Here is a 7,530-nt window from a genome sequence, read left to right on the forward strand (position 1 = left end):
CGGGTGCAGGGATGCGATCCGCCGCGGCGGGCGGCGCATGTTGCCGAAGGCGGCATCGTCGATGATACGGCCGGCGCGTGGGGCGGGCGCGGAATCCACCCGTGCGCAACGGCAAGCCGATGTAACGCAAGCCGATGTAACGGCGGGCCCAGGTGGGCGAGTCGCATCAGGCAAAATAGCGACATCGCTTCCATTCCACCCGAGAGCCGTTGTCATGCCCCGCCATTTCCTACGCTACGCCTGCGCCGCCGCGCTGGTCTTTCCCGTTTTGTCCGCTCAAGCAGAAGTCGTGATTGGCGTGGACGTATCCACCACGGGCCCCGCTGCCGCCATCGGCATTCAGACCAACAACGCGATCCGCCTGTGGCCCAACACCCTGGGCGGCGAACCGGCGCGCTACGTGGTGCTGGACGATGGCACCGACGTCAGCCGCGCGGTGAAGAACCTGCGCAAACTGACCTCGGAAGACACGGTCGACGCCATCGTCGGCCCCAACACCACGGCCGCCGCGCTGGCGGGGCTGGACGTGCTGGCCGAAACGAAGACGCCCATGATCGCGCTGGCCGCCTCCAGCGTCATTGTGGAACCCTTGTCCGACCCCAAGCGCGCCTGGGTGTTCAAGATGCCGCAGAACGACTCGCTGATGGCGGCCGTGCTGGTCGAAGACATGAAGAAGAAGGGCCTGAAGAACGTGGCCTTCATCGGTTTCGCGGATTCGTACGGCGACAGCTGGTGGAAGGAATTCACCGCCGCCGCCGGCAACGACCTGAACATCGTGGCGCAGGAGCGTTTCCAGCGCACGGATGCGTCGGTGGTGGGCCAGGCGCTGAAGGTCATCGCGGCCAAGCCGGATGCGGTGCTGATCGCCGGCGCGGGCACGCCGTCCGCCTTGCCGCAGAAGACGCTGCTGGAACGTGGCTACACCGGCGCCATCTATCAGACCCACGGCATCGGCACGCTGGAATTCCTGCAAGTCGGCGGCAAGGACGTCGAGGGCACCTTGTTCCCGACCGGCCCGGGAGTGGTGGCGCGCGAGCTGCCCGACAGCAACCCGGTCAAGAAAGTGGCCGTGGCGTTTGCCGACAAATACGAAGGCCAGTATGGTGCCAACACCTTGACGCAGTTCGCGGGCGACGCTTATGGCGCCTGGATGTTGCTGGATTCCGCGGTGGCCCGGGCGCTGAAGACGGGCGCCAAGCCCGGCACGCCGGAGTTCCGCGTCGCCCTGCGCGATGCGCTGGAGAACACGCGCGATCTGGTCGTGCCCAACGGCGTGCTCAATATTTCGAAGGACAACCATCAGGGATTCGACGAACGGGCGCGCGTGATGGGCGTCGTCAAGAACGGCCGGTTTTCGTACGCGCAGTGATACACCCCGCCGCCGACTCGGTCGCCCGTTGAAGCGTTGATATAAATATCTGCGGTTTGTAGCATTTACTGACGTTCCATAGGGCATCAGTCCCTAAAAGCAGGCTTACGCCTGCTTTTTTACGCCCATATCATTCGTATCGAAATCATTTAATAGCGTATTATTTTTAGTGAAGCCATGCACCTAGAAATAGATTTGGGAGAAAAAATCCATGACCTTGTTTCGATCCAGAGGCCTGTTGTTGGCCCTGAGCCTGAGCCTGTTGGCCGCGTGTTCCGACTCGGGCGGCGATAAAGCCGCCCCGGCGGCGGGCGGCGCGGCGGCGGGTGCCGCGAACACGCTGGAAGCCGCCAAGGCCGCCGGCAAGATCCGCATCGGCTATGCCAATGAGGCGCCGTTCGCGTATATGGATCGCAAGGAGGCCAAGATCACGGGCGAATCCGTCGAGATTGCACGCGTGGTGCTCAAGCGCATGGGCATCAACGAAGTGGAAGGCGTACTGACCGAATTCGGCTCGCTCATCCCCGGCCTGGCCGCCAAGCGTTTCGACATCATCGCCGCCGGCATGTATGTGACGCCGGAACGTTGCCAGCAAGTGGCGTTCTCCGATCCGACGTACGGGGTGGGGCAGGCATTCCTGGTGAAAAAGGGCAATCCCAAGAACCTGCACAGCTATGAAGACGTGGTGAAGAACCCCGACGCCAAGCTGGGCGTGGTGGTTGGGGCGATCGAAGGCGAGTACGCCCAGAAAGTGAAAATTCCAGCGGGCCAGGTCGTGGTGTTTCCGGACGCCGTCAGCGCGCTGTCCGGCGTGCAGGCCGGCCGGGCCGACGCCTATGCCGCGACCGGGCTGACCGTCAACGACCTGATGGGCAAGACGCAGGCCGGCAGCGACTTGGAGAAGGCCGAACCGTTCACGGACCCGGTGATCGACGGCAAGGACGTGCGAGGCTACGGCGCCTATGCGTTCCGCACGGACGACAAGGCGTTCGCCGATGCCTTCAATGCGGAACTGGCCAAGTACCTTGGCACCGACGAGCACAAAAAACTGGTGGCGCCGTTCGGCTTCACCGACCAGGAGCTACCCCAGGGCATGACGGCCGCGAAGCTCTGCGCCGGAAAGTAAGGGGGCGCGAATGTCACTTGTTTCAGAGCCCATCGCGGAGCTGCTGCCGCCTTTGCTTGAAGGGCTGACCGTCACGCTCCAGGTCATGGCGGGCGCCGTGATGCTTGCGGTGCCCCTTGCCTTGGTGGCGGGCATCGGGCGCCTGTCGCCGTTGCGGCCGGTGCGCTGGCTGGCGTCGACCTATGTCGAGGTCTTCCGCGGCACATCGGCCCTGGTGCAGCTGTTCTGGTTCTATTTCGTGCTGCCGTTGTTCGGCGTCCAGTTGCCGGCCATGTTGGTGGGCATCGTGGTGCTGGCGTTGAACGCCGGCGCGTACGGGGCCGAAGTGGTTCGCGGCGCCATCCGCGCCGTGCCGCCCGGCCAGCGCGAAGCCGGGGTCGCGTTGAATCTGACGCGCGCGCAGATCCTGCGCCGCATCGTGGTGCCCCAGGCAGTGCCCGCCATGCTGCCACCCGCGGGCAACCTGCTGATCGAATTGATGAAGAACACGGCGCTGGTGTCGCTGATCACCATTGCCGACCTGACCTTCCGCGGCCAGTTGCTGCGCAGTGAAACGCTGCGCACGACCGAGATCTTCGGCTTGATGCTGCTGTTGTACTTCGCGGTGGCCCTGCTGATCACGGCGGGCGTTCGCCTGCTTGAGCGGAGGGTCCGCATCCGATGACACCGATATTCGACTGGTCTTTCGCGCTGGAGATCCTGCCCACGCTGGCCTCCGCGCTGGTCATCACCATTCAGGCGACGGTGCTGGGCATGCTGGTGGCGGTGACCCTGGGCCTGGTACTGGCGATGCTGCGGCGCTCGCGGCTGCACATCGTGTCGCTGCCTGCGGCGTTCGTGATCGAGTTCGTGCGCAGCACGCCACTGCTGGTGCAGATGTACTTCCTTTTCTACGTGCTGCCGTTGACGGGGGTGCAGATGTCGCCGCTGATGACGGGCATCGTGGCCCTGGGCGTGCACTACGCGACGTACTGCGCCGAGGTCTACCGCGCCGGCATCGAGGCCGTTCCGCGCGGGCAATGGGAGGCGGCCACCGCCTTGAACATGTCGCGCTGGCGCACGGCGGTGGGCGTGGTGCTGCCGCAGGCGATCCCGCCCGTGGTGCCGGCGCTGGGCAACTACCTGGTGGCGATGTTCAAGGACACGCCGCTGCTGTCGGCCATTACCGTGGTGGAACTGTTGCAGCAAAGCAAGATGATCGGGTCGGCGACGTTCCGGTACACCGAACCCCTGACGCTGGTGGGCCTGCTGTTTCTGGCCCTGAGCCTGGTGGCGGCGTGGGGCGTGCGCGGCCTGGAGGCCCGCCTGCAACGATATGGAGGAAAACGATGAGCGCCAGCTTGAACATCAAGAACCTGCACAAGCGCTACGGAGAGCTGGAGGTGCTGCGTGGCATCAATCTGGAGATTCCGGCGGGCCAGACGGTGGCGGTGATCGGCCCGTCGGGCTCGGGCAAGTCCACCTTGCTGCGCGTGCTGATGACGTTGGACCGGCCCACCAGCGGCGATATCGAGGTCGATGGACAATCGATGTGGAAGGACGAGCAGGGCCGTCCCGTGGGACCCAATTCCGAACACCTGCGCCGCGTGCGCGGCAAGATAGGCATGGTGTTCCAGCACTTCAACCTGTTCCCGCACATGACGGCGCTGGGCAACGCCATGGAAGCGCCGGTGCATGTGATGGGGCTGCCGAAAGACCAGGCGCGGGAACGCGCCGTGGAGTACCTGGACATGGTCGGGCTGGGCGACAAGCTGGATGTCTACCCCGCCCAGTTGTCCGGCGGGCAGAAGCAGCGCGTCGGCATCGCCCGCGCCCTGGCCATGTGCCCCGAGATCATGCTGTTCGACGAGGTGACATCCGCGCTGGACCCTGAGCTGGTGGGCGGCATCCTGCAGATCCTGCGGGACTTGTCGGCCCGCCGCAGCATGACCATGATCATCGTGACCCACCAGATGAAGTTCGCCGAGCGCAGTTCCGACCGCACGCTGTTCTTCGACGAAGGCAATATCGTCGAAGACGCCGAATCCTCCGTGCTGTTCAGCCAGCCGAAAGAGGCGCGCACGCGGCAGTTCCTGGAATGCGTGATCGAAGGCCAGTAGCCGCGCCGCTTAACCCTGACGGGGGCGTTGGGATTGGGATGGACGCTGGCGGCGGGCGCTATGCTGTGGCGTCCAATGGCCCGGAGGCCCCAGCATGAGTCACCTGTTCAGTCCCACGGCGGTCGGCAACGTCCCGCTTGCCAACCGCATCGTCATCGCGCCCATGTGCGAGTATTCGGCCGAAGACGGCTGTGCCACCGACTGGCACATGATCCATCTGGGCCATCTTGCCTTGTCGGGCGCCGCGCTGCTGTTCACCGAAGCCACCGCCGTCGAACCCGACGGCCGCATCTCTCCGGGGGATTTGGGCCTCTGGTCCGACGAGACAGAGGCCGCGTTGGGCCGTGTGGTGGCCGCGATACGCCGCTATTCCCCCATCAAGCTGGGCATCCAGCTTGGCCATGCGGGTCGCAAGGCGTCCAGCGATGCACCCTGGAACGGCGGCCAGCTGGTGCCGCCCGCCGATGGCGGCTGGCAGGGTTGGGCGCCGTCGGCCGTCGCCCACAATGCGTCCGAACCACCGCCCCACGCGCTCGACGACGCAGGCCTGGCGCGCGTGCGCGACGCCTTCGTGGACAGCGCGCGCCGCGCCATTCGCCTGGGCTTCGACGCCATCGAATTGCATGCCGCGCACGGTTATCTGCTGCATCAATTCCTGTCGCCCTTGTCGAACCAGCGTCAGGACGCTTACGGCGGTTCACTGGAAAACCGTATGCGGTTTCCGCTGGAAGTGTTCGATGCATTGCGTAAGGCCACGCCGTCGGGCGTGGCGCTTGGCGTGCGCGTGTCGGCCACCGACTGGGTGGAAGGCGGTTGGGACCTGGAACAGACGTTGGTCTTCGCGCAGGCGCTGAAAGCGCGCGGCTGCGAGTTCATCGACGTATCCAGCGGCGGCGTGTCGTCGCGGCAGAAGATCCCGGTGGGACCCAACTACCAGGTGCCATTCGCGGAAGCGATCAAACGCAAGGTCGGCATGCCCACGATCACCGTCGGGCTGATCACCGAGGCGCAGCAGGCCGAAGACATCCTGGCGCAAGGGCAGGCCGATATGGTCGCGCTGGCCCGCGGCATGCTCTACGACCCGCGTTGGCCCTGGCACGCGGCGGCGCAACTGGGCGGCCAGGTGGCGGCCCCGCACCAATATTGGCGTTCGCAGCCGCGCGAGCTGAAGGAACTGTTTGGCGAGACCCGCTTCGGCCAACGCTGAATGAAAAACGCCGCGTCGACGCGGCGTTTTTGATTCAGTTCACCGTGCGGCCTACAGGCGCGAATACGCCTGTTCCAGCTCGCGGTTCAGCACGTCGGCGAAATCCGCGCGGGTCGGGTCCAGCTGCGACAGCAGGCGCGCCAGCACGACGTTGTCTTCTTCGCCGTTCCAGATCTTGATGTAGGTGCCTTCCTTGTAGCCGTGCTGCTGGCGGAAGATGTTAAGCACGTTCTTCGACACGTATTGCGTGTAGGCGTCGTTCCAGGTCATTTCGCACGCCGTCATGCTCTGTTCCAGCACTTTGTAGCTGGCGCGGCCGCAGACGGCCAGGCCGCCAATGAGTTCCAGCAGTTCCGGCACGGGCAGGCCGTTCAGCGTATGGGTCTTGCCGTCCAGCACGACCGTGGGCGGCGTGGCCAGGTCGGCCATCAGCGCCGCGGCGGCGTCATCCAGCTGGCCGCGGGCCTCGACGATCGTGTGGGACAGGTAGAAGTGCAGGATGTCGACCAGTTCCATCTGCACCTGGGGCAGGTCGATGGTCTGCTTCTTCCACCACTTCCAGCCGTAGTGCTCCAGGGCTTCGGCGGACTCGACGAACGCGGCGCGCAGGAAACGGGCTCCGCCGTTGACCCAGTCGGGATTGATCATGCTGTTCAAGTGGTCCTGCAGCTTCAGCATCGTGGCCGCTTGGGCCTGGTTCAATCCGACAACGTTATTCACTTTCACTCCGGGGTTCTATAAGGGCTATTCAATCGCGGCGGAAATGTTAGCACTTGGCCACGCCGTCATCGGTGCGCGCGGTGTCAGTCGCCATCCTTGCGGTAGGACGATTTCAGCGGGGGCAATTTGCCCAGCAGCGCTTTACCCGGTTTGCGCGCGGCGCCGGCCGCCTTGACCAGCATGAACGCGAAGAATCCCAGGAAGATCGCGGGCACCAGCGCGTCCAGATCGAACTGCGGGCTGCGAAGCACGCGGAACCCGATCGTGACGGCGGCCCAGCCCGCCAGGATGCCGGCGACAGTCAGGATGGCGCCTATCTTGCGTTGCCGAGCCTGCCGGGCCATCGACACCGTGCCTTCATCATTCTGGACCGGCGCCGTGGAGCCAGGGGAGGCCGCGTCGCGCCGGGACTGCAAGGGCGGCGGCGCCGGCTTGCCCCAAGGCGCGGTGGACAGGGGCTCGGAAGTGGGCGCGGGCACAGGCACGGCTGCGGGCGAGGCCGCTTGCCGGGCGGCTTCGCGCTTATCGGGGACCCGGCCGGGGGTGACGCCGCCGGCGTTGGTCAGATTCTCGATATAGCGCGCGAAATCGCCGTTCTTCGGCTCCAGGTCTATCGCCATGACTCCCTCTTTCGGTTCAGTTGCCGCGCCGAGCCCTGGCCGGTTGACGGCGCTTGCGGACCATGGCGAGCAGAAGTCCGCATCCTAGCAGTACGGAGAGGCCTGCGCCGATCATCATGGCGATCTGTTGGGCGTTTTCCGCGGTGCCCAGGCTGCGCGCGGTGATGTAGCCGGGCGCCAGCATCAGCGGCATCCACAGCAACGCGGACAGCACATTGGCCAGCTGGAAGCGGCTTTGCGCCATGCCCATCACGCCGGCGACCGTGGGAATGGTGGACCGGATCGGGCCCAGGAAGCGGCCGATCAGCACCGATGCGAAGCCGTAGCGGTAAAAGAACAGGCGCGCCCGCGCCACGCCGGTGCGCTGCTGCTTGAGCGGCCAGCGGCGC

At 65.4% G+C, this 7,530-nt stretch carries 9 protein-coding genes; 6 read left to right on the top strand and 3 right to left on the bottom strand.

Annotated features, from left to right (window positions below):
- The first annotated feature begins 214 nt into the window (after positions 1-214).
- The 6 genes from ACE039_RS06420 to ACE039_RS06445 all read left to right on the top strand — a co-directional run bounded on the left by ACE039_RS06420 (position 215) and on the right by ACE039_RS06445 (position 5,801).
- Complete coding sequence (locus tag ACE039_RS06420; RefSeq protein ID WP_485821951.1) at positions 215-1,369, top strand: ABC transporter substrate-binding protein; 1,155 nt, start codon at positions 215-217, stop codon at positions 1,367-1,369.
- 211 nt (positions 1,370-1,580) lie between these two features.
- Positions 1,581-2,495, top strand: coding sequence for an ectoine/hydroxyectoine ABC transporter substrate-binding protein EhuB (ehuB, locus tag ACE039_RS06425; RefSeq protein ID WP_448710140.1), 915 nt, complete (start codon positions 1,581-1,583; stop codon positions 2,493-2,495).
- A gap of 10 nt (positions 2,496-2,505) precedes the next feature.
- Positions 2,506-3,159, top strand: coding sequence for an ectoine/hydroxyectoine ABC transporter permease subunit EhuC (ehuC, locus tag ACE039_RS06430; protein ID WP_485811651.1), 654 nt, complete (start codon positions 2,506-2,508; stop codon positions 3,157-3,159).
- Positions 3,156-3,827 carry an ectoine/hydroxyectoine ABC transporter permease subunit EhuD gene (gene ehuD, locus ACE039_RS06435; protein WP_448710138.1) on the top strand — a complete coding sequence of 224 codons (672 nt, stop codon included), beginning with the start codon at positions 3,156-3,158 and terminating at the stop codon, positions 3,825-3,827. Before ehuC ends, ehuD begins: the two co-directional genes overlap by 4 nt.
- The gene (gene ehuA, locus ACE039_RS06440) at positions 3,824-4,594 is read left to right on the top strand and encodes an ectoine/hydroxyectoine ABC transporter ATP-binding protein EhuA (protein ID WP_105557619.1); all 771 of its coding nucleotides are present in this window, start codon (positions 3,824-3,826) and stop codon (positions 4,592-4,594) included. Before ehuD ends, ehuA begins: the two co-directional genes overlap by 4 nt.
- 94 nt (positions 4,595-4,688) lie before the next feature.
- Positions 4,689-5,801 (top strand): NADH:flavin oxidoreductase/NADH oxidase, encoded by a 1,113-nt coding sequence (locus tag ACE039_RS06445; RefSeq protein ID WP_448710137.1) that lies wholly within the window; start codon positions 4,689-4,691, stop codon positions 5,799-5,801.
- A gap of 51 nt (positions 5,802-5,852) precedes the next feature.
- On the opposite strand, the gene ACE039_RS06450 is transcribed toward ACE039_RS06445, so the two are convergent.
- From ACE039_RS06450 to ACE039_RS06460, 3 genes are all read right to left on the bottom strand, one after another.
- On the bottom strand, positions 5,853-6,503 hold the full coding sequence (locus ACE039_RS06450) for a dUTP diphosphatase (protein WP_448710153.1): 651 nt from the start codon (positions 6,501-6,503) through the stop codon (positions 5,853-5,855).
- Between the two features lie 101 nt (positions 6,504-6,604).
- The gene (locus tag ACE039_RS06455; RefSeq protein ID WP_448710136.1) at positions 6,605-7,141 is read right to left on the bottom strand and encodes a hypothetical protein; all 537 of its coding nucleotides are present in this window, start codon (positions 7,139-7,141) and stop codon (positions 6,605-6,607) included.
- Between the two features lie 16 nt (positions 7,142-7,157).
- Positions 7,158-7,530: DedA family protein (locus ACE039_RS06460; protein WP_485821952.1), on the bottom strand; the 373-nt coding region annotated here is incomplete at its 5' end.

Source organism: Achromobacter maghribensis (assembly GCF_057334215.1).